Source organism: Mycobacterium talmoniae (assembly GCF_001854525.1).
In the GTDB taxonomy this organism is placed as follows: domain Bacteria; phylum Actinomycetota; class Actinomycetes; order Mycobacteriales; family Mycobacteriaceae; genus Mycobacterium; species Mycobacterium talmoniae.
Map to the genome: position 1 here is coordinate 1 of NZ_MLQM01000063.1, position 25,311 is coordinate 25,311.

22 protein-coding genes and 1 pseudogene are annotated in these 25,311 nt (G+C 68.8%); 11 read left to right on the forward strand and 12 right to left on the reverse strand.

From position 1 onward, the window contains the following. Window positions 1-358 precede the first annotated feature (358 nt). Window positions 359-1,981: a glutamine-hydrolyzing GMP synthase gene (gene guaA, locus BKN37_RS13215; protein ID WP_165618326.1), complete on the reverse strand. Its 1,623-nt coding sequence runs from the start codon at window positions 1,979-1,981 to the stop codon at window positions 359-361. Here guaA and BKN37_RS13220 point away from each other — a divergent pair. Together BKN37_RS13220 and BKN37_RS13225 are read left to right on the forward strand one after the other, a co-directional pair. Next, the gene (locus BKN37_RS13220) at window positions 1,980-2,768 is read left to right on the forward strand and encodes a beta-phosphoglucomutase family hydrolase (RefSeq protein ID WP_207547242.1); all 789 of its coding nucleotides are present in this window, start codon (window positions 1,980-1,982) and stop codon (window positions 2,766-2,768) included. The two genes, guaA and BKN37_RS13220, sit on opposite strands and share 2 nt — an antisense overlap. A 9-nt stretch (window positions 2,769-2,777) precedes the next feature. Next, the gene (locus tag BKN37_RS13225; RefSeq protein ID WP_071026540.1) at window positions 2,778-5,156 is read left to right on the forward strand and encodes a glycoside hydrolase family 65 protein; all 2,379 of its coding nucleotides are present in this window, start codon (window positions 2,778-2,780) and stop codon (window positions 5,154-5,156) included. 3 nt (window positions 5,157-5,159) lie between these two features. Here the strand turns inward: BKN37_RS13225 and BKN37_RS13230 are convergent, their stop codons facing one another. Further along, a complete protein-coding gene (locus BKN37_RS13230; RefSeq protein ID WP_071026504.1) occupies window positions 5,160-5,729 on the reverse strand; it encodes a TetR/AcrR family transcriptional regulator in 570 nt (189 codons plus the stop codon). A 70-nt stretch (window positions 5,730-5,799) separates the two neighbouring features. On the opposite strand from BKN37_RS13230, the gene BKN37_RS13235 reads away from it, so the two are divergent. Further along, window positions 5,800-6,690: a TauD/TfdA dioxygenase family protein gene (locus tag BKN37_RS13235; RefSeq protein ID WP_071026507.1), complete on the forward strand. Its 891-nt coding sequence runs from the start codon at window positions 5,800-5,802 to the stop codon at window positions 6,688-6,690. Between the two features lie 7 nt (window positions 6,691-6,697). Here the strand turns inward: BKN37_RS13235 and BKN37_RS13240 are convergent, their stop codons facing one another. The 3 genes from BKN37_RS13240 to guaB all read right to left on the reverse strand — a co-directional run bounded on the left by BKN37_RS13240 (window position 6,698) and on the right by guaB (window position 11,309). Next, on the reverse strand, window positions 6,698-8,434 hold the full coding sequence (locus tag BKN37_RS13240) for a GMC oxidoreductase (protein WP_071026509.1): 1,737 nt from the start codon (window positions 8,432-8,434) through the stop codon (window positions 6,698-6,700). A 100-nt stretch (window positions 8,435-8,534) separates the two neighbouring features. After that, window positions 8,535-9,662, reverse strand: coding sequence for a GuaB3 family IMP dehydrogenase-related protein (locus tag BKN37_RS13245; protein ID WP_095407074.1), 1,128 nt, complete (start codon window positions 9,660-9,662; stop codon window positions 8,535-8,537). A gap of 111 nt (window positions 9,663-9,773) precedes the next feature. Next, window positions 9,774-11,309, reverse strand: coding sequence for an IMP dehydrogenase (gene guaB / locus BKN37_RS13250; RefSeq protein ID WP_242657241.1), 1,536 nt, complete (start codon window positions 11,307-11,309; stop codon window positions 9,774-9,776). Between the two features lie 170 nt (window positions 11,310-11,479). On the opposite strand from guaB, the gene BKN37_RS13255 reads away from it, so the two are divergent. Then, window positions 11,480-11,884, forward strand: coding sequence for a DUF5319 domain-containing protein (locus BKN37_RS13255; protein ID WP_071026514.1), 405 nt, complete (start codon window positions 11,480-11,482; stop codon window positions 11,882-11,884). A 10-nt stretch (window positions 11,885-11,894) separates the two neighbouring features. On the opposite strand, the gene BKN37_RS13260 is transcribed toward BKN37_RS13255, so the two are convergent. From BKN37_RS13260 to BKN37_RS13270, 3 genes are all read right to left on the reverse strand, one after another. Next, window positions 11,895-12,740 (reverse strand): anti-sigma-D factor RsdA, encoded by an 846-nt coding sequence (locus tag BKN37_RS13260; protein ID WP_071026516.1) that lies wholly within the window; start codon window positions 12,738-12,740, stop codon window positions 11,895-11,897. Then, window positions 12,733-13,311: a sigma-70 family RNA polymerase sigma factor gene (locus tag BKN37_RS13265; protein WP_071026518.1), complete on the reverse strand. Its 579-nt coding sequence runs from the start codon at window positions 13,309-13,311 to the stop codon at window positions 12,733-12,735. Before BKN37_RS13265 ends, BKN37_RS13260 begins: the two co-directional genes overlap by 8 nt. Window positions 13,312-13,402: 91 nt before the next feature. Continuing rightward, window positions 13,403-14,191 carry a hypothetical protein gene (locus BKN37_RS13270; protein ID WP_071026520.1) on the reverse strand — a complete coding sequence of 263 codons (789 nt, stop codon included), beginning with the start codon at window positions 14,189-14,191 and terminating at the stop codon, window positions 13,403-13,405. Window positions 14,192-14,538: 347 nt separating this feature from the next. Between BKN37_RS13270 and BKN37_RS13275 the strand changes: the two genes are divergently transcribed. Further along, the gene (locus tag BKN37_RS13275; RefSeq protein WP_071026523.1) at window positions 14,539-14,838 is read left to right on the forward strand and encodes a WhiB family transcriptional regulator; all 300 of its coding nucleotides are present in this window, start codon (window positions 14,539-14,541) and stop codon (window positions 14,836-14,838) included. Window positions 14,839-15,339: 501 nt separating this feature from the next. Here the strand turns inward: BKN37_RS13275 and groL are convergent. After that, window positions 15,340-16,959 carry a chaperonin GroEL gene (groL, locus tag BKN37_RS13280; protein ID WP_071026525.1) on the reverse strand — a complete coding sequence of 540 codons (1,620 nt, stop codon included), beginning with the start codon at window positions 16,957-16,959 and terminating at the stop codon, window positions 15,340-15,342. A gap of 89 nt (window positions 16,960-17,048) precedes the next feature. Then, entirely contained in the window at window positions 17,049-17,351 is a 303-nt protein-coding gene (gene groES, locus BKN37_RS13285; RefSeq protein ID WP_003929249.1) for a co-chaperone GroES, read from the reverse strand. A 246-nt stretch (window positions 17,352-17,597) separates the two neighbouring features. Here groES and BKN37_RS13290 point away from each other — a divergent pair, with 246 nt between their 5' ends. The 6 genes and pseudogenes from BKN37_RS13290 (at window position 17,598) to BKN37_RS13315 (ending at window position 24,375) form a co-directional block, all read left to right on the forward strand. Beyond that, window positions 17,598-18,230, forward strand: a complete 633-nt coding sequence (locus tag BKN37_RS13290) for a C39 family peptidase (RefSeq protein WP_071026527.1) — start codon at window positions 17,598-17,600, stop codon at window positions 18,228-18,230. Window positions 18,231-18,363: 133 nt separating this feature from the next. Next, window positions 18,364-19,098, forward strand: a pseudogene (locus BKN37_RS13295) (PP2C family protein-serine/threonine phosphatase); the annotation flags it as partial. A 203-nt stretch (window positions 19,099-19,301) separates the two neighbouring features. Beyond that, window positions 19,302-20,576: a DUF7373 family lipoprotein gene (locus BKN37_RS13300; RefSeq protein WP_071026529.1), complete on the forward strand. Its 1,275-nt coding sequence runs from the start codon at window positions 19,302-19,304 to the stop codon at window positions 20,574-20,576. Between the two features lie 100 nt (window positions 20,577-20,676). Further along, complete coding sequence (locus BKN37_RS13305; RefSeq protein ID WP_423212788.1) at window positions 20,677-21,798, forward strand: DUF7373 family lipoprotein; 1,122 nt, start codon at window positions 20,677-20,679, stop codon at window positions 21,796-21,798. A gap of 89 nt (window positions 21,799-21,887) precedes the next feature. Next, window positions 21,888-23,084 carry a DUF7373 family lipoprotein gene (locus BKN37_RS13310; RefSeq protein ID WP_131823588.1) on the forward strand — a complete coding sequence of 399 codons (1,197 nt, stop codon included), beginning with the start codon at window positions 21,888-21,890 and terminating at the stop codon, window positions 23,082-23,084. Between the two features lie 58 nt (window positions 23,085-23,142). Next, entirely contained in the window at window positions 23,143-24,375 is a 1,233-nt protein-coding gene (locus tag BKN37_RS13315; protein WP_131823589.1) for a DUF7373 family lipoprotein, read from the forward strand. Between the two features lies 1 nt (window position 24,376). Here the strand turns inward: BKN37_RS13315 and BKN37_RS13320 are convergent, their stop codons facing one another. Both BKN37_RS13320 and BKN37_RS13325 read right to left on the reverse strand, forming a co-directional pair. Continuing rightward, window positions 24,377-24,850: a nuclear transport factor 2 family protein gene (locus tag BKN37_RS13320; RefSeq protein WP_242657240.1), complete on the reverse strand. Its 474-nt coding sequence runs from the start codon at window positions 24,848-24,850 to the stop codon at window positions 24,377-24,379. Then, the coding region (locus BKN37_RS13325) for a Kae1-like domain-containing protein (protein WP_479724554.1) at window positions 24,847-25,311 on the reverse strand (465 nt) is incomplete at its 5' end. The genes BKN37_RS13325 and BKN37_RS13320, both read right to left, overlap by 4 nt.

Consider the following 25,311-nt stretch of genomic DNA (forward strand, 5'->3'; position numbering starts at 1 on the left):
GCCGGCAGCAGGTCCGGCGCGGCCGCTGGCCCGCCCCGGCCGGGGCCCACCCGCCCGGAGACCTCGGCCATCTGCCGGCGCAGCTGTTTAAGCTGCTCAGCGCGGTCATGGGACCGTTGGTCGACGGCTACCGCCGCAGTCATGCTGCCCTCCGGGTTCACGCATTATTCGAACTTGTGTTCGATACGCTCAGTGAACACCCACCCACCGACAACGTCAACCTGGCCGCCCACCGGCTCATCACCCGTCACAGGTGTCGCAGAAGCCCCGGCGTCCGGGCGCGAGTGTGCGCACATCCGGGGTTTAACTCGGCGCGTCGACCGGGGACACGCACGCTCGCGGGGAGGGGCTAGGTGCCCTACTCCCATTCGATGGTGCCCGGCGGCTTGCTGGTCACATCCAGCACCACCCGGTTGACCTCGGGCACCTCGTTGGTGATGCGGGTCGAGATGCGCTCCAGCACCTCGTAGGGCACCCGGGTCCAGTCGGCGGTCATGGCGTCCTCGCTGGACACCGGCCGCAGCACGATCGGATGCCCGTAGGTGCGGCCGTCGCCCTGTACGCCGACCGACCGGACGTCGGCCAGCAGCACCACCGGGCACTGCCAGATCTGGTGGTCCAGGCCGGCGGCGGTCAACTCCTCGCGGGCGATCTCGTCGGCCCGGCGCAGCGTGTCCAGCCGGGCCGCGGTGACCTCGCCGACGATCCGGATCCCCAGCCCCGGCCCCGGGAAGGGTTGGCGGGCAACGATTTCCTCCGGAAGGCCCAGCTCGCGACCGACCGCCCGCACCTCGTCTTTGAACAGCAGCCGCAGCGGCTCGACCAGGGTGAACTTCAGGTCATCGGGCAGGCCGCCGACGTTGTGGTGGCTCTTGATGTTCGCGGTCCCCGCGCCGCCGCCGGACTCGACCACATCCGGGTACAGCGTGCCCTGCACCAGGAACTTGACCTCGGCGTCGCCCTCCACGACGTCGCGCACCGCGCCCTCGAAGGCCCGGATGAACTGCCGGCCAATGATTTTGCGTTTGCCTTCCGGGTTGGTCACCCCGGACAGCGCCTGCAAGAAGGTGTCGGCGGCGTCGACGGTGACCAGCCGCGCGCCGGTGGCGGCGACGAAATCGCGCTCCACCTGTTCGCGTTCGCCGGTGCGCAGCAGCCCGTGGTCGACGAACACACAGGTCAGCTTCTCCCCGATGGCGCGCTGCACCAGCGCCGCGGCGACCGCGGAGTCGACCCCGCCGGACAGCCCGCAGATGGCGTGGCCGTCGCCGATCTGCTCGCGGACCTGCTCGACCAGCGCGTCGGCGATGTTGGCCGCCGTCCAGCTGGAGTCGATCCCGGCGAACTCGTGCAGGAACCGGCTGAGCACCTGCTGGCCGTGCGGGGTGTGGATGACCTCCGGGTGGTACTGCACCCCGGCCAGGCGCCGGTCCGCGTTCTCGAACGCCGCGACCGGGGCGCCGTCGGTGGCGGCCACCACCTCGAACCCATCCGGCGCCGCGGTGACCGCGTCACCGTGACTCATCCACACCGGCCGCGTCTCGGAAAGCCCCGAATGCAGCCGCCCGCCCAGCACTTTCATGTCGGTGCGGCCGTACTCGCTGGTGCCGGTGCGTGCGACGGTGCCGCCCAACGCCTGCGCCATGGCCTGGAAGCCGTAGCAGATGCCGAAGACCGGCACGTCCAGTTCGAACAGCGCCGGATCCAGTTGCGGCGCGCCCTCGGTGTAGACGCTGGCCGGCCCGCCGGAGAGCACGATGGCCAATGGGTTGCGGGCCTTGATCTCGTCGACCGGCGCGGTGTGCGGGATCACTTCGGAGAACACCCGTGCCTCGCGGACCCGCCGGGCGATCAGCTGGGCATACTGTGCGCCGAAGTCGATCACCAGGACGGGGCGGGGCGGGGTCGCGGACACGCTCAGGAGTCTAGTGACTGCTCCGACGGGCCCGCGAGCGGCGCGAAACCGCCGCCGATCCGGCATGGTGGAGTGGGTACGCGACAGCTGCCTGCCCGGACCGGAAGTGAGGTTGCCGATGTTGGGTCTGCCCGACACCGTGCGCGCCTGCCTGTTTGATCTCGACGGGGTGTTGACCGACACCGCCAGCGTGCACACCAAGGCCTGGACGGGCATGTTCGACGGCTACCTGCGGCAGCGCTCGGCGCGCACCGGTGCGCCGTTTGTCCCGTTCGACCCGGTCGAGGACTATCTGCGCTACGTCGACGGCAAGAAACGCGAAGACGGCGTCCGCTCCTTTTTGACCAGTCGCGGGATCGACCTGCCCGAGGGCGGCCCCGCCGATCCGCCCGACGCGGAGACGGTGCACGGCCTGGGCAACCGCAAGAACCAGGTGTTTCAACAAACCCTGCACGACGAGGGGGTGCGGGTCTTCGACGGGTCGGCGCGCTACCTGGCAGCGGTCACCGACGCGGGCCTGGCCGTGGCGGTGGTGTCCTCGAGCGCCAACACCCGCGAGGTGCTCGAGGTCACCGGGCTGGACCGGTTCGTCGGCGCCCGGGTCGACGGGGTGACCCTGCGTGAGGAGCATCTGGCCGGCAAGCCGGCCCCGGATTCGTTCCTGCGGGCCGCGCAACGATTGCAGGTCGCCCCGGCCGCGGCGGCGGTGTTCGAGGACGCGTTGTCTGGTGTGGCGGCCGGTCGGGCCGGTAACTTCGGTTTCGTGGTGGGCGTCGACCGGGTGGGCCAGGCCGAGGCGTTGCGCCGCCACGGCGCCGACGTGGTGGTCACCGACCTGGCTGAGCTGCTGTAGGGCATGGTCATGCTCACCGAGGAAGCCTTCCCCGTCGAGCCCTGGCAGGTGCGCGAGACCCGGCTCGACCTGGACCTGCTGGCCCAGACCGAATCGCTGTTTGCGCTGTCCAACGGCCACATCGGGTTGCGCGGCAACCTCGACGAGGGTGAGCCCTACGGCCTGCCGGGCACCTATTTGAACTCGTTTTACGAAATCCGGCCGCTGCCCTACGCCGAGGCCGGCTACAGCTATCCGGAGGCCGGCCAAACGGTGGTCGACGTCACCAACGGCAAGATCCTGCGGCTGACCGTCGACGATGAGCCGTTCGATGTCCGCTACGGCGAACTGATCGACCACGAGCGGGTGCTGGACCTGCGGGCCGGGACGCTCACCCGCCGCGCGCATTGGCGCTCGCCGGCCGGCAAGCAGGTGCACGTGACCTCGACGCGGCTGGTGTCGCTGGCCCAGCGCAGCGTCGCGGCCATCGAGTACGTCGTCGAGGCGATCGGCGAATTCGCCCGCGTGACCGTGCAATCCGAACTCGTCGCCAATGAGGACCAGCCGCCGACCTCGGGTGACCCGCGGGTGTCGGCCATCCTGGACCGCCCGCTGGAGCCGGTCGAACACGAGCACACCGGGCACCGCTCCCTGCTGATGCACCGGACCCGCGCCAGCCAACTGATGATGGCCGCGGTGATGGACCACGAAGTCGAGGTGCCCGGGCGGGTGGAAGTGTCCACCGAGGTACAAGACGACGTGGCACGCACCATTGTGATCTGCGGGCTGCGCGCCGGACAGAAGCTGCGCATCGTCAAGTACCTGTCCTACGGGTGGTCGAGCCTGCGCTCGCGGCCGGCGCTGCGCGATCAGGCCGCCGCGGCCCTGACCGGCGCCCGCTACAGCGGGTGGCAGGGCCTGCTGGACGCCCAACGCAAATATCTCGACGAGTTCTGGGATTGCGCCGACGTCGAGGTCGAAGGCGACCCCGCCATCCAGCAGGCGGTGCGGTTCGGCTTGTTCCATGTGCTGCAGGCCAGTGCCCGCGCCGAACGGCGCGCCATCCCCGGCAAGGGCCTGACCGGCACCGGCTACGACGGCCACTCCTTTTGGGACATCGAGGGATTCGTGCTGCCGGTGCTCACCTACACCGCACCGCACGCGGCCGCCGACGCGCTGCGCTGGCGGGCCTCGACGCTGGATTTGGCCCGGGAACGCGCGGGCGAACTCGGGCTGGGTGGGGCGACCTTTCCGTGGCGCACCATCCGCGGGCAGGAGTGCTCGGCGTACTGGCCGGCCGGCACCGCGGCCTGGCACGTCAACGCCGACATCGCCATGGCCTTCGAGCGGTACCGCATTGTGACCGGGGACGACTCGTTGGAGCAGGAGTGCGGGCTGGCGGTCCTGGTGGAAACCGCCCGGCTGTGGATGTCGCTGGGACACCATGACCGACACGGTGTTTGGCACCTCGACGGGGTCACTGGGCCCGACGAATACACCGCCGTCGTCCGCGACAACGTGTTCACGAATCTGATGGCGGCCCACAACCTGCGCGTCGCGGCCGCGGCGTGCGCCCGCCACCCCATCGCCGCGCACGAGATGGGGGTGAGCACCGAGGAGATGGCGGCCTGGCGCGATGCCGCCGACGCCGCGCACATCCCCTACGACGAGGAACTGGGCGTGCACCAGCAGTGCGCGGGTTTCACGACGCTGGCCGAGTGGGACTTCGAGGCCACCACCGCCTACCCGCTGTTGCTGCACGCGCCGTATGTGCGGCTGTACCCGTCGCAGGTGATCAAGCAGGCGGACCTGGTGCTGGCGATGCAGTGGCAGAGCCACGCGTTCACCCCCGAGCAGATGGCGCGCAACGTCGACTACTACGAGCGGCGCACGGTGCGCGACTCGTCGCTGTCGGCGTGCACCCAGGCGGTGATGTGCGCCACCGTCGGCCACCTGGAGCTGGCCCACGACTACACCTACGAGGCGGCGCTGATCGACCTGCGGGACCTGCACGAGAACACCCGCGACGGGGTGCATATGGCCTCACTGGCCGGAACGTGGACGGCGTTGGTCGCCGGGTTCGGTGGACTCCGCGACGACGAGGGCGTGCTGTCGCTGGACCCGCATTTGCCCGACGGCATCTCGGGTCTGCGGTTTGGGTTGCGGTGGCGGTGTTTTCGACTCACCGTGGACATCAACCACACCGAGGTGACCTACACGCTGCGCGACGGGCCCGACGCCTCGTTGACCATCCGGCATGCCGGTGCGGAGCTGGGACTCAGCACGGCGGCACCGTCGACGATTGCGTTGCGCCCCCGCCAACCGCTGCTGCCGCCGCCGACTCAGCCGCCGGGCCGCCAGCCCACCCACCGGCGCACGCTGGGCCGGGTGTCGACGGCGTCGTCGTAGCACTCAGCGCGGTTCAACGATCCGCGCGATCTCGCCCGCCACCGCCTGTTTGAGGTCGGCGTCGGTGAGGTCGTCGATCCCGGCCGCCGAGCGCAAAAACGGCTCGAACAGCCGCCAACCCAGTTGCAGCGCCACGGCATTGGCCGCCGCCAGGCGCGCGCTGCGGTCGCTGTCGTGCTGCGGCCGCACCCGCTCGAGCAGCAGCTCCACGTTCGGAAAGCGGCTCTGCAGCTGGCCGGCGGGATAGCCGTCGAGCAGGGTGCGGGCCATCACCCGCAGGTGCCGGTCCAGGGCCCGGTCCACCTCGTCGGCCGGCGTCTCGGCCTCCAGTAATTCGGTCAGGCTGCTGCCCAGGTGGTCCAGCACCGCCCCGACCAGCCGCTCCTTGGTCCCGAAGTGGCGGAACACCAAGCCGTGGTTGACCTTTGCCCGCGCGGCGATGTCGCGAATAGACGTCGCGGCCGGACCGCGCTCGGCGAACAGGTCGGTGGCCGCGGCCAGGATGGCCGCGGCCACCTCGTCACGGCCCACCGGAGCCCGGTCCCCCGTTCGCCTTGACCTGGCTGTAGTCATGCGACTACAGTAGCGCATACGTTGGTGTAGTCAGATGACTACACTTCGCGCAGAGAGAGGATTGTCCGCGATGACACAGACCGTGACCAAGCTGGGTTCCCGGATCGGCGCCCGCGTCGACGGGGTGCGCCTCGGCGGCGACCTGGACCCGAGCACCGTCGAGGCGATCCACCAGGCGCTGTTGACCCACAAGGTGATCTTCTTCCGCGACCAGCACCACCTCGACGACGAGCAACAACTGGCGTTCGCCGGGTTGCTGGGCACGCCGGTCGGTCACCCGGCCGCGGTGGCCTTCGACCCGACCGCGCCGGTCATCACCCCGATCAACTCCGAATGGGGCAAGGCGACCGCTTGGCACACCGACGTCACGTTCGCCGCCAACTACCCGGCGGCGTCGATCCTGCGCGCGGTCACCCTGCCCAGTTACGGCGGGTCGACGCTGTGGGCCTCGACGGCGGCGGCCTACGCCGCGCTGCCCGAACCGCTGAAGAACCTGGTGGAAAACCTGTGGGCGGTGCACACCAACCGCTTTGACTACGCGGTCGCCGAATCGGACTCACTCACCGACGGCCAGCAGGCGTTCGTGCAGGCGTTTGAGAAGCCGGACTTCCGTACCGAACATCCCGTGGTGCGGATACACCCGGAGACCGGCGAACGCACCCTGCTGGCCGGCAACTTCGTGCGCAACTTCGTCGGCCTGGACAGCCACGAATCCAGCGTGCTGTTCGACTTGCTGCAACGGCGAATCACCCAGCCCGAGAACGCCATTCGCTGGAACTGGCAGCCCGGCGACGTGGCCATCTGGGACAACCGGGCCACCCAGCACCGGGCGATCGACGACTACGACAACCAGCCGCGGCTTTTGCACCGGGTCACCTTGCTCGGCGATGTGCCCGTCGACGTGCACGGGCGGCGCAGCCGGGTGATCAGCGGCGCGCCGCTGCAGGCGGTTGCGGGCTAACCGGCCGCTAACCCGTCGAGCTGGTCGGGGTGATCGGCAGCCAGCGCAGCGCGCCGGGCGCGCCGTCGGGCACCACCGGGTTCTTCGGCGCGATCGGGTCCAGCCGCCGGTAGGCCTCGCCCTGCGCGGGCCGCAGATCGGCCTCGCCCTTGTTCGGCCACAGCGACGCGGCGCGTTCGGCCTGCGCGGTGATCGACAGCGACGGGTTGACCCCGAGGTTCGCCGAGACCGCCGCGCCGTCCATCACCGCCAGCGTCGGGTAGCCGTACACCCGCTGATACGGGTCGATGACGCCGTGCTCGGGGCTGTCCCCGATCGCCGCCCCACCGAGGAAGTGCGCGGTCAGCGGGATGTTGAACAGCTCACCCCAGGTGCCACCGGCCACCCCGTCGATCTTGGCGGCGATGCGGCGGGTGACCTCGTTGCCGACCGGGATCCAGCTCGGGTTCGGCTCGCCGTGCCCCTGCTTGGACGAATAGCGGCGCAGCCCCAGCTTCCCGCGTTTGGTGAACGTGGTGATCGAGTTGTCCAAATGCTGCATGACCAACGCGATCACGGTGCGCTCGCTCCACTGCTTCGGGTTGAGCAGCCGCAGGATGTGCCGCGGATCCTCGCGGGCCTGATCGATCAGCTGCCGCCAGCGCGGGGTGTCGGTGCCCTGCGGGCCGGCGCCGTCGGTCATCAAAGTCTGCAGCAACCCCATCGCGTTGGAGCCCTTGCCGTAGCGGACCGGTTCGACGTGGGTGTCGGAGGTGGGGTGAATCGACGACGTGATCGCCACCCCGTGGGTCAGGTCCAGGTCCGGGTTGACGTTCAACGTCGCCGCACCGACGATCGACTCCGAGTTGGTCCGGGTCAGCACCCCCAGCTGTGCGGACAGCCGCGGCAGCTTCCCCTTGTCCCGCATCTTGAACAGCAGCTTTTGGGTGTTGTAGGTGCCGGCGGCCAGGATCAGGTAGTTCGCGGTGAACGTCTTGCGGTGCCGCCGCGGCGACAATCCGGTGCGCACGGTGCGCACCTGCCACAGGCCGTCGGCCCGCTGCTCGAACCCGGTCACCGTGGTCATCGGATGGACTTGGGCGCCAGCCGATTCCGCCAGGCCCAGGTAGTTTTTCACCAGTGTGTTCTTGGCGCCGTGCCGACAGCCGGTCATGCACTCGCCGCACTCCAGGCAGCCGGTGCGGGCCGGCCCCGCCCCACCGAAGTACGGGTCGGGCACCGTCTTGCCGGGGGTCTTGGTGCCGTCGGGCCCGAAGAACACCCCGACCGGGGTGGGCACCCAGGTGTCGCCGACCCCGATGTCGTCGGCCACCTCCTTGACGATCCGGTCGGCGTCGGTGAAGGTCGGGTTTTTGACCACGCCCAACATCCGCTGCGCCTGGTCGTAGTGCGGGGACAGCTCGGCGCGCCAGTCGGTGATGTGGCTCCACTGCTTGTCGTTGAAGAACGGATCCGGCGGCACGTACAGCGTGTTGGCGTAGTTCAGCGACCCGCCGCCGACGCCCGCCCCGGCCAGGATCATCACGTTGTCGAGCAGGTGGATCCGTTGGATGCCGTAGCAGCCCAGTTTCGGCGCCCACAGGAATTCGCGCAGATGCCAGGAGTTCTTGGCGAATTCGTCGTCGGCGAAGCGGCGACCGGCCTCCAGCACCCCGACCCGGTAGCCCTTTTCGGTCAGCCGCAGTGCGCTGACGCTGCCCCCGAACCCCGAACCGATGATGAGAACGTCGTAATCCGGCTCCATAGCCAGCAGCCTACCGGGGGGTAACTTCGCCGCGCGAGCAGACGCAAAAGTCCCCCAAAAACGCCGTTACAGGGGGCTTTTACGTCTGCTCGCGGGTCGGTCAGGACCCGACGGTCAGGCCGACCTTCTGGAATTCCTTGAGGTCGCAGTAGCCGGCCTTGGCCATCGACCGCCGCAGCCCGCCGACCAGGTTCAGCGACCCGAACGGGTCATCGGAGGGGCCGGTCAGCACCTGGGCCAGCGGCGGGCGCTCCCCGACCGCGACCTGCAGCAGCGCCCCGCGGGGCAGCGACGGGTGCGCGGCGGCCGCGGGCCAGAACCAGCCGTCCCCGAGCGCCTCGGCCGCCTCGGCCAGCGGGGTGCCCAGCACCACCGCGTCGGCGCCGCAGGCGATCGCCTTGGCCAGCTCACCGGAGGTGTGGATGTCGCCGTCGGCCAGCACGTGCACGTAGCGCCCGCCGGTCTCGTCGAGGTATTCGCGGCGGGCGGCGGCGGCGTCGGCGATCGCGGTGGCCATCGGCACCGAAATGCCCAGCACCTCGTCGGACGTGGTCACCCCGGTGGTGGAGCCGTAGCCGACGATCACCCCGGCCGCGCCGGTGCGCATCAAGTGCAGCGCGGTGCGGTGGTCGAGGACCCCGCCGGCCACCACCGGCACGTCGAGCTCGGAGATGAACGTCTTGAGGTTCAGCGGTTCGCCGTCGTTGGCGACCCGCTCGGCGGACACGATGGTGCCCTGAATGACCAGCAGGTCGATGCCGGCGGCCACCAGCGCCGGCGTCAGCGCCTGGGCGTTTTGCGGGCTGACCCGCACCGCCGTGGTCACCCCGGCTTCCCGGATGCGGGCCACCGCGGCACCGAGCAGGTCGGGGTCCAGCGGCGCGGCGTGCAGCTGCTGCAGCAGCCGGATCGCCGCCGACGGTTCGGGTTCCTTGGCGGCCGCCTCGATGACCTGCGCGATCTTGGCCTGGACGTCGGCGTGCCGCCCGATCAGGCCCTCGCCGTTGAGTACACCGAGGCCGCCGAGCCGGCCCAGTTCGATGGCGAACTCCGGCGACACCAACGCGTCGGTGGGGTGTGCGACGACCGGGATCTCGAACCGGTAGGCGTCCAACTGCCAGGCCGTGGACACGTCCTGCGAGGACCGGGTGCGCCGTGACGGCACGATGTTGATGTCGGACAGTTCATAGGTGCGTCGCGCGGTGCGGCCCATGCCGATCTCGACCATGTCACGCATGGGGGGTGAACCTCATTTCTCGGCGAGATCGACGTTTTCGGGCAAAAGTCCGGGAAGCGACCTCGGAAACGTCGATTTCGGCGCTAACAGAAGCGGGCACGGTCAGCGCACGTAGTAGTTGGGCGCTTCGACGGTCATGGTGATGTCGTGCGGGTGGCTCTCCTTGAGCCCCGCCGCGGTGATCCGCACGAACTGCGCCTGCTGCAGCGCTTCGATGGTGGCCGCGCCGGTGTAGCCCATGGCGGCCCGCAGCCCCCCGGTGAGCTGGTGGATCACCGTGGTCAGCGGCCCGCGGAACGGCACCCGGCCCTCGATGCCCTCGGGCACCAGCTTGTCCTCGGAGAGCACGTCGTCTTGGAAGTAGCGGTCCTTGGAGTACGACTTGGCAGCACCCCGGCCCTGCATGGCGCCCAGCGACCCCATCCCCCGGTAGCTCTTGAATTGCTTGCCGTTGACAAAGATCAGCTCGCCGGGTGATTCGGCGGTGCCGGCCAACAGCGAACCCAGCATGGCCGTCGACGCGCCGGCGGCCAACGCCTTGGCGATGTCCCCGGAGTACTGCAGCCCGCCGTCGGCGATCACCGGCACCCCATGCGGACGACACGCCGCGACCGCCTCCAGGATGGCGGTGATCTGCGGGGCCCCCACCCCGGCCACCACCCGGGTGGTGCAGATCGAGCCGGGGCCCACCCCGACCTTCACCGCGTCGGCGCCGGCCTCGACCAGCGCGGCGGCCCCGGCCCGGGTGGCCACGTTGCCGCCGACCACCTCGACCTTGTCGCCGACCTCGCCCTTGAGCTTGCTGACCATGTCGAGCACCAGCCGGTTGTGGGCGTGGGCGGTGTCGACCACCAGCACGTCGACCCCGGCGTCGGCCAGGGTCATGGCCCGCACCCAGGCGTCGTCGCCGACCCCGATCGCGGCGCCGACCAGCAGCCGGCCGTCGCTGTCTTTGGTGGCGTCCGGGTGCTGCTCGGTTTTGACGAAGTCCTTGACGGTGATCAGCCCGGTCAGCTTGCCGTGCCCGTCGACGATCGGCAGCTTCTCGATCTTGTGGCGGCGCAGCAGGCCCAGCGCCGCGTCGGCGGTGACCCCCTCCTGCGCGGTGATCAGCGGCGCCTTGGTCATCACCTCGGCGACCGGCTTGTTCTGGTCGACCTCGAAACGCATATCCCGGTTGGTAATAATCCCGACGAGCTGCCCATCCTTGTCCACGACGGGCAGCCCGGAGATCCGGAACCGGGCACACATCGCGTCCACCTCGGCCAGCGTGTTCTCCGGGGAGCAGGTCACCGGGTCGGTCACCATGCCGGCCTCGGAGCGCTTGACGGTTTCCACCTGGCCGGCCTGCTCGGTGACCGGCAGGTTGCGGTGCAGCACCCCCATGCCGCCGGCGCGGGCCATGGCGATGGCCATCCGCGCCTCGGTGACGGTGTCCATCGCCGAGCTGACCAGCGGCACCCGCAGCCGAATGTTGCGGGTCAGCTGGCTGGAGGTGTCGGCGGCGGCGGGCACCACATCGGAGGCCGCCGGCAGCAGCAACACATCATCGAAGGTCAGCCCCAACATGGCGATCTTGTCCGGGTTGTCCCCGCCGGTGGCCATCAGGTCGTCGGGCGGGGCGTGCGGGATGACCATCGGGGCGCGGACGTCGCCAAGGGACATGCGGTGCGGCCTCCATACATACGGGTGAAAGCCCCATCCTAATCGGCTCGCGGATCAAAATCCGGCCCCCTCCGGCTGCCGTTCACCTTCCCGACATCGTGGCTGCTGGCGCGATGGCTGCGCGGCTGCGTACTGTAGGAGGCGTGCGTGACCACCTCCCGCCGGGTTTGCCACCCGATCCTTTTGCTGACGACCCTTGCGACCCGTCCGCGGCGCTGGACGCCATCGAGCCGGGGCAACCGTTGGACCCGCAGGAACGGACCGCGGTAGAGGCCGACCTCGCCGACCTGGCGGTCTACGAAGCGTTGTTGGCGCACAAGGGGATCCGCGGCTTGGTGGTGTGCTGCGACGAATGCCAGCAGGACCACTACCACGATTGGGACATGCTGCGCGCCAACCTGTTGCAGCTGCTGGTCGACGGCACCGTCCGGCCGCACGAGCCGGCCTACGATCCCGAGCCGGATGCCTACGTGACCTGGGATTACTGCCGCGGGTACGCCGACGCCTCACTCAACGAGGCGACCTCGGAGAGCGACGGGTATCGCTAACCCCGATTGATCACGGTGCCGGCCCGGTTGTGGTGCTCGGCACAGTTTCGGATTGCGCCGCCGACGTACCGGTCGGTGTCGACGGTTGCTGTGCGGGCGCCGACGACCACTGTTCGGATGCGGCCGTCGTCTCCGAGCCCGGGGCGGTGGTGGTGGCCGGGTCGGTGGCGCCCGGGGTGGCCTCCGGGGACGGGACCGACAGCATCAGCGACGTCGGTGGGGTGCTGACGGCCGGGAGCTCGGTGGTCGGCGCGGAGCTGGGCGGCGGCACCGCGCTCGGATCCCGGTTTTGCACCTGCACGTTCAGCCGGTTCCATTGGTCGATCAGATCTTGTTTGCGCTGGGTGTCGTTGACCGTCTGCACGGTGTCGCCCAGCGCGGTCAGCCGCTCCTGGGCTTGATCCCACTGGCCCTGGGCGATCATCTGCTGGACGTGTTCGAACTCGGTCTTGGCGGTCAACACGATCCGGTCGTCGTGCACCGACGGCGGCTCGCCGAGCAGCATGGTGCGCACGCCATACAGCGGGCCGCCCGGTTGCGCGCCGCCGACCAGGGCGCCCACCCCGCCGAGGGCCAGCACGGTCGCAGCCACCGACCCGATCAACGTCAGCGCGCGGTGGGTGCGCCGCCGCCGGGGCGGCGCCGATTTGCGCAGCGCGGCTTCGGCCTCGGCTTCAGAGATCAGGTCGGGCTCCGGCCGCCGCCGCAGCCCGTCGCGCCAGCCGCCGAGCAGGGCGGCCAGCGCCTCCTCGCTGGGGTCGCGGCAGCTCGCCGGCTCGGCGGCGGCCAGCGCGTCGAGGAAGCGGTTGCTGCGGGCCACCGCGTCCAGGTCCGGGGTGCGTCCGTTCTCAGCCATGGCCGGGTCCCGCCGCGATGATCTCGGACTTCAGCCGGGTCAGGGCACGGTGCTGGGCCACCCGGACCGCCCCGGGGGTGCTGCCGACGGCGGCCGCGGTTTCCTCGGCGGACAATCCGACGACGACCCGCAGGATCAGGATTTCGCGCTGCTTACCGGGCAAGACCTGCAGCAATTCGTTCATTCGGGCGGCCGAATCGGCTTCGATGGCCAGCTGCTCCGGTCCCGCCTCCGGTGATCCGTACTCGGGCACCGAATCGGTCGGGTACGCGCGGTCACGACCGGCGGCGCGATGCGCGTCGGCAACTTTGTGCGCGGCGATGCCGTAGATGAAGGCCAGGAACGGGCGTCCCTGGTCCCGGTAGCGCGGCAGCGCCATGATGGCGGCCAAGCACACCTCCTGCGCCACGTCGTCCGCCGAAAGACCGCTCCGCTCGTCCGCGCCGACCCTCGCGCGGCAGTAGCGCACCACAATCGGGCGGATGGTCTCCAGCACCTCCCGGAGCGCGTCCCGGTCGCCAGCCACCGCAGCGGCAACGACAACGTCGAGACGTTCTCCCTGCACTGTCATCGACGGCGATATCTCCAACGTTACGAATCCGGACGCATCCCGGCCGGCGGCACAGCTAAGACAATAACGACCTCGTCTACCGGTTCCGGCGTTAACGGTCGCGCCAGTTGCCGCCGCGGCGTCGGACCAGGTCCGCGCAGGCGTCGCGGACGCCGACCACGTCCGGCGGCGGATGGGCCACGCTGCCGATGTCGGCCAACAGGCAGGCCAGCGCCCAGCGCAGCGGCACCAGGCCCAGCCGGCCGGTGGTGTCCAGCGCCGCGTCGGCGACCTGTCGGGCCCGGTCGAGTGCGCCGGTGCAGCACAGCGCGGCGGCCAGCACCACGTCGCTTTTGGCCAGGTGGCGGGCCGAGTCGGCGGTGGTGGTGTGGGCCAACTCCACCGCCTCCTCGGCGTGCCGGAGCGCCGCGGCGCCGTCACCGGCGGCCATCGCCAACTCGGCGGCCACCCAGGCTTGGCGCACCGCCAGCCGGGGCGGGGCGCTGCCTAGCACCTCGCCGGAACGGGCCAGCAGGGTCGCGGCGGCCGCGAAGCGGCGCAGGCCCAGCGCGTCGGCGGCGAGCCCGGTCAGCGCGTCGGCGGCCGCCTCCGGGTCGTCGCCGGCCAGCGCCAGCGCGCGGCCGTCCCACCCGCGGGCCAGCGCGTGCCAGCCGAGCTGGCGCAGAAACGAGGCCTGGGTGCTGTGCGCGAGGGAGGCCAGCGGCCCGGTGGCGCGGTCGCGCAGCAGCACGGCGAGGTCGGCCCGGGCGCTGCCGTAGCGGCCCTGCCCGCCGGCGGCGACGGCGCGCAGCCAACGCTGCTGGCCGGTCGTCGCCGTCGGCAACGGCCAGGTTCCGGGTTCACTGCCGAAGGCGGCAGCGCGCAAGGTGGTGTCGCTCATCGAATGACGCCGGGAACGGTCAGTGTGTCGAACACATCAGTTAATAGTTTGTAGTTTCCACGTTACGGCGATATTAATCGCCGGGGCGGCGGCGCTAACCGCGGGTCCGGCACCGCGGGAGGTGAACTGGGAAAATCGAATTTCGCGCGCGGCGGTGGTAACCGGACAGCGTCCGACACACATAGCAACCACGTCGTAATGATGAACGCGACGTAAATTCTCACCCTGCGGTTATGCCGGAACTGTGCACCGGCCGTGTTGACTGGATTTCCGGCGCCACCCTAGCTTGTGTGGCGAGTAGTCATCGGCGACTCCGCAAATCCCGCACCCAGAGAGGGGTTCCCCCCATGCCCATGCCGGAGCAGCTCCCCGGACCCAATGCAGATATTTGGGATTGGCAACTGCGGGGCGCGTGCCGCGGTGTCGATTCATCGGTGTTTTTTCATCCCGATGGTGAACGCGGTCGGGCGCGGGCACAACGCGAAAGGCGCGCTAAGGAGTTGTGCCGGAACTGCCCGGTGCTTACCGAATGCCGTTCGCACGCGCTGGCCGTCGGCGAAGCCTACGGAATTTGGGGCGGCCTGTCCGAAGGCGAACGCGACATTCTGCTCAAGCGCAACCTGCGCGGCATCCGCCGCAGCGCTTAGCGGGGCGCTTGACGCTTGACGGTTGACGCCGGGCCTGTACTCGGAGCGTGATTTCGCGCGATTTGACGCGCTGAGTACAGGCTCGCCATTTTCATCGGTCAACGGTATGGACACCCGCGGGCCCATCCGGATGGCAACCATGCGGACAACGGCCCGTCCATGGCTGCACGTGAAGCCGGAAATCTACCCGCTACTGCGGGTGGTTTCGGGTCAACTGCGGTCCCGCACATCGAGTGTGAATCCTGGGCTTCGACCGTGCATCGTGGGCGAGAAAACCACGAAACTTCCGCCCTGCGTTCACACTCGAAGCCGCCAGTGCACACTCAACGCCTGCAGGGACAGACGGAACGCGGCCAGCGGACAGGCGTGCGGATCATGGATCGACAAGCGGGACACCCCCCGTTGTAAGCCGGGATACGCAATGACGAGGAGACGCAAACGCCCCCATTTCCAACCGGAAATGGGGGCGTTTGCGTCTGTTCGCGCGAGGAGCGCTAGGGACTAGTGCGCGTGGCCGTGGTGGCCGTGGGCGTCCTCGTCCTCCTCGGCCGGCTTCTCCACCACCGCGGTCTCGGTGGTGAGCACCATGCGGGCCACCGAGGCGGCGTTGAGCACCGCCGAACGGGTCACCTTCACCGGGTCGATCACGCCGTCGGCGGCCAGGTCGCCGTAGTTCAGCGTGGCCGCGTTCAGCCCGTGCCCGGCCGGCAGCTCGGCGACCTTGCTGGTCGCCACCGCACCGTCCAGGCCGGCGTTGGTGGCGATCCAGTACAGCGGTGCGCCCAGCGCCGCGGAGAACACCTCCACCCCGAGCGCCTCGTCACCGGTCAGCGACGACGCCAGCTGGGTCAGCGCCTTGCGGGCCTGCAGCAGCGCGGTGCCGCCGCCGGCCACGATGCCCTCCTCCACCGCGGCCTTGGCGGCGTGCACGGCGTCCTCGACGCGGTGCTTACGCTCCTTGAGCGCGGTTTCGGTGGCGGCGCCGACCTTGATGACGGCGACCCCGCCGGCCAGCTTGGCCAGCCGCTCTTCGAGCTTTTCCCGGTCCCAGTCGGAGTCGGTGGTCTCGATCTCGGAGCGCAGCTGCTTGGCGCGGGCCGCGATCGCCTCGTCGGTGCCACCGCCGTCGACGATGACGGTGTCGTCCTTGGACACCACGACCCGGCGGGCCGAGCCCAGCACGTCCAGCCCGGCCTCACGCAGCACCAGCCCAACGTCGGGGTTGACCACTTGGCCGCCGGTGACGATCGCCAGATCCTCCAGGAACGCCTTGCGCCGGTCGCCGAAGAACGGTGCCTTGACCGCGACGGCCTTGAGCGTTTTGCGGATCGCGTTGACGACCAGGGTCGACAGCGCCTCACCCTCGATGTCTTCGGCGATGATCAGCAGCGGTTTGCCGGCCTCGGCCACCTTTTCCAGCAGCGGCAGCAGGTCGGGCAGCGAGCTGATCTTGTCGCGGTGCAGCAGGATCAGGGCGTCCTCGAGGACCGCTTCCTGCGAGTCGAAGTCGGTGACGAAGTACGCCGACAGGAAGCCCTTGTCGAAGCCGACCCCGTCGGTGATCTCCAGCTCAGTGCTCAACGTGGACGACTCCTCCACGCTGACCACGCCGTCGCCGCCGACCTTGGTCATCGCCTCGCCGACCAGTTCGCCGACCTGCTCGTCGCGCGACGACACCGTCGCCACCTGCGCGATGGACTCCTTACCGGACACCGGGATGGCCGCGGCCAGCAGCGCCTCGGAGACCGCGTCGGCCGCCTTGGAAATACCGGCGCCCAACGCGATCGGGTTGGCGCCGGCCGCGACGTTGCGCAGCCCGCCCTTGATCAGGGCCTGGGCCAGCACCGTCGCGGTGGTGGTGCCGTCGCCGGCGACGTCGTTGGTCTTGGTCGCCACCGACTTGACCAGCTGGGCACCCAGGTTCTCGAACGGGTCCTCCAGCTCGATCTCGCGGGCGACCGAGACCCCATCGATGGTCACCGTGGGCCCGCCGAACGCCTTGGCCAGCACCACGGTGCGGCCGCGGGGGCCCAGCGTGACCCGGACCGCGTCGGCGAGCTTGTTGACCCCGGCCTCCATCGCGCGCCGCGCGGTTTCGTTGAACTCAATCTGCTTACTCATAGGTCTTTCCTCACGTAACGCGTACCGCCCCGGATATCACCCGTGGTCACGGGGATCTCCGGGGCGGTACACGATGGTTCGATGGAGGCTTACTTGGAGACGACGGCCAGCACGTCGCGGGCGGACAGGATCAGGTACTCCTCGCCGTTGTACTTGATCTCGGTGCCGCCGTACTTGCTGTAGATGACGACGTCACCCTCGGACACGTCCAGCGGGATCCGCTTCTCGCCGTCCTCGTCCCAACGGCCGGGGCCGACGGCGACGACGGTGCCTTCCTGCGGCTTCTCCTTGGCGGTGTCGGGAATGACCAGACCGGACGCGGTCGTGGTCTCGGCCTCGTTGGCCTGTACGAGGATCTTGTCCTCGAGTGGCTTGATGTTCACGCTCGCCACGATTGGAGCCCTCCACTTGATCAGGGTGTGGGCTCGGGGCTGCTCCCCGAACCCTTCGGAATTACCAGGTGTTCGGCATTCGTCCGTCCCCTCGCGCCGTCGTCGCGGGTGCCGACACAGGGGTTGGCCGACTGCCACCTAGCACTCTATACACGCGAGTGCTAGCACTCAAGGTCGGGCTTGTGCTTCTCTGGCCGGGCCACGCGCGTGTTTTCCAAAAATTCGCCGACGGCTAATACTGAGTCCATGCTCACCTTCATCCGCACCGCGCGCCGCGCCGTCGCCGTGGCCGCGCTGATCGTCGCGGCCAGCCTCGGCCTGGCCGCGGTCACCCACGCCGAGATGTACGGCGACCCCGAGGCCGCCGCTCCCTACTGGCGCTACCAGCACCAGGAAGACTGCGGCCTGATGGCCGTTGCCGACGTGGTCGGCCAGCTCACCGGCCACGAACCCACCCAAGTCGGCATCGAGCTGCGCGGGGTGTTCACCAAAAGCGGATCCCACCAGGGCTCAATCTATGAGTTCGACGGCACCGCCCCCGCAGACCTGGTCCAGCTGCTGCAGCACTACGGCATCGAATCCGAGCTGACCACCGGCAACACCATGGAGGGACTGGAGCAGGACCTGGCCGGCGGCCACAAGGTGATCGCCGGGCTCAACGCCGAAACCATCTGGAACTACCCGCCGGGCCAGGGGCAGCGGACCCAGGCCGACCACGCCGTCGTCGTCACCGGAGTCGACACCGACGCCGACATCGTCCACCTCAACGACAGCGGCACCCCCAACGGGCGCGACGAGCAAATCCCGATGGCCACCTTCACCCAAGCCTGGGCAACCGGCGACAACCTGCTCATCGTCACCCAGCAAACCGGCACCTGAGGGAAGTGATTCGAACCCGACGAGCGGGCGGCGCGCGCCGCCCGCGTCCCAGCGCGTCACCGGCTGGTCTGAGCGGCCGGGCACCCGATACGAACGCCGGTTCGGATGGGCAAACAGTGATCGAGCTACACCCGTGAGCCTCCTTCTGCGGTACGTCGCCCGCAGCGACGTCGGCTCGGTCCGCCGTAACAATGAGGACTCGGCGTATGCCGGTGCGCACCTGTTGGCCGTGGCCGACGGGATGAGCTCGTGGGACGGCAGCCTCGAAGCCGGGGCGGTGGCTTCCCAGCTGATGATCGGCGCGCTGGCGCCGCTCGACGACGATGAGGCCGGCGGGGACCTGCTGAGCAGGCTCGACGAAGCGGTGCGGCAGGGCAACGCGGCGATCGCCGCCCACAACGTCGCCGAACCCGAGGGGCAAGGCGGGGCAACCACACTCACCGCGATCCTGTTGGCCGGCGACGGCTTGGGGCTGGTGCACATCGGTGACTCGCGCGCCTACCTGTTGCGCGACGGCGAACTGACGCAGATCACCAAGGACGACACGTTCGTCCAAACCCTGGTCGATGAAGGGCGAATCACCCCTGAAGAGGCGCGCAACCACCCGCAACGCAATCTGATCATGCGGGCGGTGGACGGCCGCCGCGAGATCCAACCGACGCTGACGATGCGTGAGGCGTTGGTCGGGGACCGTTACTTGCTGTGCTCCGACGGGCTATCCGACCCAGTCCGCGATGAAACGATTGCCGAAGCCCTGCAGATCTCCGACCTCACCTCCAGCGCCGACCGGCTCATCGAGTTGGCTCTGCGTGGGGGCGGGCCGGACAACGTCACCGTCGTCGTCGCCGAAGTTGTCGACAACGACCACGCGGCCGTCGCGGGTCAGGTTTAGTTCCTGGCGTGGGTAGGGCGCCGGACGGAGGTGAGCCCGCCGCGGCGCGGGCCGCAAATGGGTCCGCGGCCTCGCCGACCACCACCTGCAGCAACCGATGGTGACCACGCCAGTAGCCAGGCCGGCATCCGGGCGAATATGTGGACTCGCCCCTTCGCGCTGCCGGTACGCTCACGGTCATGCTCAGGGTCCAACCCCGACGACCGGCCAGCCTGATCGCCGCCGCCCTGGTCGCGGCCGTGGCAGGGTGCACTAGCACGGTGCCAGGTTCGCCGGTCACCGCGACGAACGCGCCCGGCAGCAGCGACGGGGTCGATGTTGCGCAGCTGGATCCGGGCAACTACCCGACCAAACCGCAAGCGCCGCTAGGCAACGCCGGTGACGACCGCAAGGGCGCCTGGATTGAGGCGCGCCGGATGGCCAACAACGTTGTCGGCCCCTGGGAAGTGGACCCCGCGCTGATCTCCGCCGAACAAGCGATCGGGGTGGTCGGGGTGGTCAAGGACGGCAACGCGTTGAGCATCATCCTCGGCGACGGCGAACCGATCGGGGCGGCCGCCACCGCGCACAACTTCGTCGTGGGTTTCAGCAGTAGCCGCAACGCGTACACGGGACCGGCGAAGGCCGAGAACCAACAAAAGTCGTTGACCAATCTGGTGTTGCGGTTCCCCAGCCCCGAGGACGCCGCCGCGGCCGCCACCGAGATGACCGCCGCGAGTGCCACCGTACAGGGGTTTGCCACCACCGAGCCCAAACCGACCCGACCGATGCCGATCCCCCGCAACGCGGCGACGTCGGCGGTGACGTTCGACTCGCTTGGCGGCGCCGACGTGCTGGCCTACACCGCGCACGGCACGTATGTGCTGTGCCAACAAGCGTATTCGAAGGACGGGCCGGACGCCGCGGCCGAGCTGATCGCCACCACGCTGGACAAGCAGGGCCCGCTGATCGACCAGTTCCAACCCACCCCGGTCGATCAGCTGGCCAACCTGCCGATCGACCCGGACGGGCTGCTGATCCGCACCCTGCCGCCGGAGGCGCAGGAGATGACCGTCAACAACGGTGTGTACCAGCCGCACGCGGAGTTGCATTTCCACGCCGATCCGCCGCGTTCGCACACCTTGTTCGATGCCACGCATCTGCAGCTCGCGACCCAGGGCAAGGCCAGCGTGTATCAGACCCCGGATGCCGCCTCGGCGCAAAAGATCGTCGATGGTTTCGCCGCCGAGGCCGCCGAGGAAGGCCTGGGCGGTGGCGGGAAATACGTTCCGGCCGCCGGTATCAAGGGGATGCCCGGGGCGAAATGCTTGATGAGCGAAGACCGCACGTCGGGTCGCACGTTCTTCTACTGCCTGGCCGTCGCCGGCCGGTACGCCATCGAGGCGTCGGCGGTTCAGCAGCTGGCCGCCCACCAACTGGTGTCGGCGCAGTATCTGATGCTGACCAGTAAGTGAGTCACCGATGAGGGCGGGGTTGACGTGCCTCGCCGCGGCACTGATCGCGATGGTGGTGGGGTGCAGCACCACCGATCCCGCCTCAGCGCCCACCACGACGATGCCGGCGCCACCAGCGCGGGACGGTGTCAACACCTCGTTGTTGGACCCGGGCACCTACCCCACCAAGCCGCGCCCACCGCTGGGTACCGCCGGGGGCACCTGGGTGGGCGGACAAATCGAGAGCCGCCGGATGGGCAACAACGTGGTGGGGCCCTGGGAAGTCGACCCAGTGCTGACGTCGCTCACGCGGGCAGGGGTGCCGCGACCGACCGATCTCGACTTGGTCTTCGGGGCCGGTGTGGGCGCCACCGCTGTCGCACATCAGCTGATCGCCGTGTTTCAAAGTGGTCGCGCTTCCGCCACATCCAGCCAGAAGGTCCTGGTGAACGTCGTGCTGCGGTTCCCCAGCCCGGAAGAAGCCGCCGCAGCGGCGGCGGAGATGGCCAGCACGAGCGGCCGGCCCAAGTCGTCGTCTCACGGCGACGAACCCACCTCGTATGAGCCTGTTACGATTCCCGGCTACCCGGCCACCGCAGCGAAAAGCTACCGCCAGGATTTGCTTGGTGCGCCCTGGCGAGTGTTGGCGTTCACCGCGCACGGAATGTATGTGCTAGGCCAATCGGTAGAGGCAAGGGACAGCGCCGCGGGGGCCGCGCTGGCCGCCACCACCCTGGACAAGCAAGGACCGTTGATCGACCAGTTCCAAGCGACCCCGACCGACCAACTGGCCCAACTGCCAATCGATCCGGACGGACTGCTGGCCCGTACCCTACGTCCGGATAGCGGCGTCGGCGAACTCTACCAGCCGCACGCCCAACTGCACTTCGACGACGATCCGCCCCGCACGCAGACCTTGTTCGACACCGCGCATCTGCAATTGGTCGCCAAAGGCAACACCATTGTCTACCAGACGCCCGACGGTGCGTCGGCGCAAAAAATCGTCGATATCTTCGCCGCCGCCATGGCCGACAACCAGAACCGCATCGGTCCACGGTATGCGCCTGCCCAAGGCATTCCGGGGCTGTCCACCGCAAAATGTTTAGAGAACAAGTCCGACGCTGGATCGTCGTTCTACTGCGTGGCTGTCGCCGACCGCTACGCCATCGAAGTGTCCACCCATCAAGAACTCGTCGCCCACCAAAAGGTCTCGGCCCAATACCTGATGCTGACCAGCACATGACGCCGGGCACCAGCCGGCCTGCACGGGTCGCCTCGCATCGCACCCCGAGTACTCTGCCGGCCGCACGTCACGTCGTGCGGTGGCCGTTCTTGGTCGGCATCCTCGTCGCGACGGTACTGGGGTGCAGCACCACTGTGCCGGGCTCGCTGGTCAGGTCGACCGTGCCGCCCAGCCCGGCCGACGTCGACGTCAAACTGCTCAGTCCCGGAAACTACCCGACCCGGCCGCGACCACCGCTCGGCGCCGCCGGCGATCTCACGACGGCCCTGCATTTCGAGGGCATGCGCATGGCCGATAACGTCGTCGGTCCCTGGGAAGTGGACCCGATGCTGAGCGGCCGCGGCTCGGCGGCGGTGCAGTTCACCCCCGGCCTGCTGCGCCTGGCATATGGTCCGGAGGTCGCCGACGTGGCCCTAGCACATCACGTGGGTGCGGCTTTTGGCACTGCTCGCGAATCAGCCTCATCCGACAAGAGTTTGGACAACGTAGTCCTGCGATTCGATAGCACCGAGGACGCCGCGGCCGCAGCCACCGAGATGGCCGCCAAAAGCATCAGCTTCAAGCCACCGCTGGACGAGCAGCGACTCGAGTTTCAGCCCACGCCCATTCCCCGGTACCCGGACACCTCAGCAGTGTTCACTCGGACGGACAACGGGGATTCGATCGTCAAGTCGTACACCGCGCACGGGGTTTATGTGCTGTTCCAGCAGGCGAATTCGATGGACGACATAGGCGTCGCAGTGAACCTGATCGCTGCCACCCTGGACAAGCAGGGGCCACTGATCGACCAGTTCCAGCCCACCCCGGTTGATCAGCTGGAACATCTACCGATCGACCCGACGGGTTTGTTGGCCCGCACCATTCCTCCTGACAAAAACAAGCTGCCCGCCGGCGACAACGGCTACGGCGAGCTCTATCAGGCACGCGCCCAATTGCACTTCGCCGAAGACCCGTTACACACGCAGAAGGTGTTCGACGCCGCACACCTCCAGTTGGTCACCCATGGCACCGCGAATGTCTACCAGACCCCGGACGCGGCCTCTGCGCAGAAGATCGTCGACACTCTGACCGCCGAAACCGTCGAGCAAGGGAACGGAAAATATGCCGCGGCTGCGGGAATCAACGGCATGCCAGATGCGAAATGCTGGACGTACAAGATGATGACCCAAACATCCACCTACTGCGCCGCGGTGGCCGACCGGTACGCCATCGAGGTGTCCGCCAACCAAGAACAGCAAGCCCGTCAGCTGGTATCTGCCCAGTACCTCATGCTGACCAGCAAGTGATGGGCAGCACCCGCCGGTTCTCGAGGCGCGGTAGGGCGGTGCCGGTACATTGACCAGCATGCCCATGGGCAAACGCCGACTTGGTGTAGCTTCCTGCGCTGCCGCGCTGATTGTGACGGTGGCGGCGTGCAGCACAACCATTTCCGGGTCAGCGGTCATGGCTACCAGCGAAGCCGGGCCGGGCGGCGTCCATGGCACCTCGCTGGATCCGGGCAACTACCCGACCGCACCACGGCCACCGCTGGGTACAGCGGGCGACCCCACCAAAGGGGCGGTCATCGAGGCGCAACGGATGGCCAGCAACGTGGTGGGGCCGTGGGAAGTGGATCCCGCGCTGCTCACTCCCGGGATGGAAACCCTGGTGCTTAAAAGCCCGGAAGCCGTGGGCGTAGTCCTCGACTTTCAGGATGCCCTGGGCGCGGTGGCCGGTGCGCATAACTTCATTGCCGGCTTCAGCAGCGTGCGTACCGCCTACCAGGGCCCCGAGTTAGGGGGAAACGAGCTGCGCTGGCTGAGCAATATCGTATTGCGCTTCGCCAGCCCGGATGATGCCACCGCCGCAGCCGCCGAGATGGCTGCCACCAGTACCAATGTTTATCAAGACCACTCGGAGGATCCGACCCCGACCCAACCGATCGCTGTCCCCCTTTACCCGGCGACTTCGGCGGTGACCTTCGAGTTCAACAGCGGCGCCAAGGTGCTCGCCTACACCGCGCACGGAACATATGTGCTGTGCCAACAGGTCTATTCAAAGGACGGCCCCAGCGCTGCCGCGGATCTAGTCGCAGCCACCCTGGATAAGCAAGGGCCGCTGATCGACCGGTTCCAGCCCACCCCGGTCGACCAACTCTCCACCCTGTCGCTGGACCCGGGTGGTCTGCTCGCGCGCACCGTGCCCGCCGCTGAGCGCAACGTGAACTATGGCAGCTACGAGCCGCGCGGGATACTGCATTTTGACGACACGCCTCCCCGCTCGCAAACCGTGTTCGACGCCGCGCACCTTCAGCTAGCCACCCGCGGCGCGACAAACGTCTACCAGACCCCCGACCCAACCTCGGCCCGAAGAATCGTCGACAGCTTCACCACTGAGGTCGTAGAGCGAAAATACGTTCCGGCAGCCGGGATCCAAGGACTTCCAGATGCAAAATGCTTGACCCGCAAAGATAACGACACTGCTACCTTCTACTGCTTGGCAGTCGTCGACCGCTACGCCGTCGAGGCCTCATCGAAGCACGAACGCCTCGCCCACCAACTGGTCTCGGCGCAGTATCTGATGCTGACCACCAAGTAACTCAGCGGCTGCCGAACTGCTCCGGGTCGAACATCAGGTGCGCCGAGACGTCCCCGATCAGCTCGACGTCGACGCGGCGTTCGGTGAAGTACCAGCCGTGTTCGTCGCAGCCGAAGGTATCGAAATAGCGGCCCACGACAATGGGCTGCAGCGGCACCGACTCGGTGGCCTGCACCACGCAAAACGTGGAGCGCGCGGTGGCGACCCGATCGGATGCGATCTCGACGATCGGGTTGAGCACCAGGTGACGGGTGCGCGGGGTGTTGCCGTGATCCGGGTAGCGGCGGGTGGTGGCCGCGAACAGGTGGGCGATCGCCTCGGCGCCCGACGTCTGCGCGGACCGGGTGCCCGCGAAACTGGCCCGGCCCAGCAACTCCCCCACCCCGTCGAAGTCGCCGGCGTCGATCAGTTCGGCGTAGCGGTACAGCAGGTCGGTGATGGCCAGCCGGTCGGCCACCCGCGTTGCCGAACTCACGCCACCTGTCCTTGCACCACCGGCAGACCGGGGTCGGTGGCGGCGTCCAGCGGGGACGGCGGTGCACCGGCGGCCAGCAGGTGCGCGGCGAATGAGGCGATCATCGCGCCGTTGTCGGTGCATAGTCGGGGCGCCGGGATCCGCAACGTCAAACCGGCTGCCGCGCAGCGCTGTTCGGCCAGCTCCCGCAGCCGGGAGTTGGCGGCCACCCCGCCGGCGATCAGCAGCGTCGAGACGCCCAGGTCGGTGGCCGCGCGCACCGCTTTCATGGTCAGCACGTCGGCGACGGCCTCCTGGAACCCGGCCGCCACATCCGCGGTGGAGAAGTCGGGGTGGCTTTCCACGTATCGGGCCACGGCGGTCTTCAGGCCCGAGAAGCTGAAGGCGTGCCGGGCGTCGCGCGGGCCGGTCATGCCGCGTGGGAACACGATGGCGTCGCGGTCCCCGGTGCGGGCCAGCTC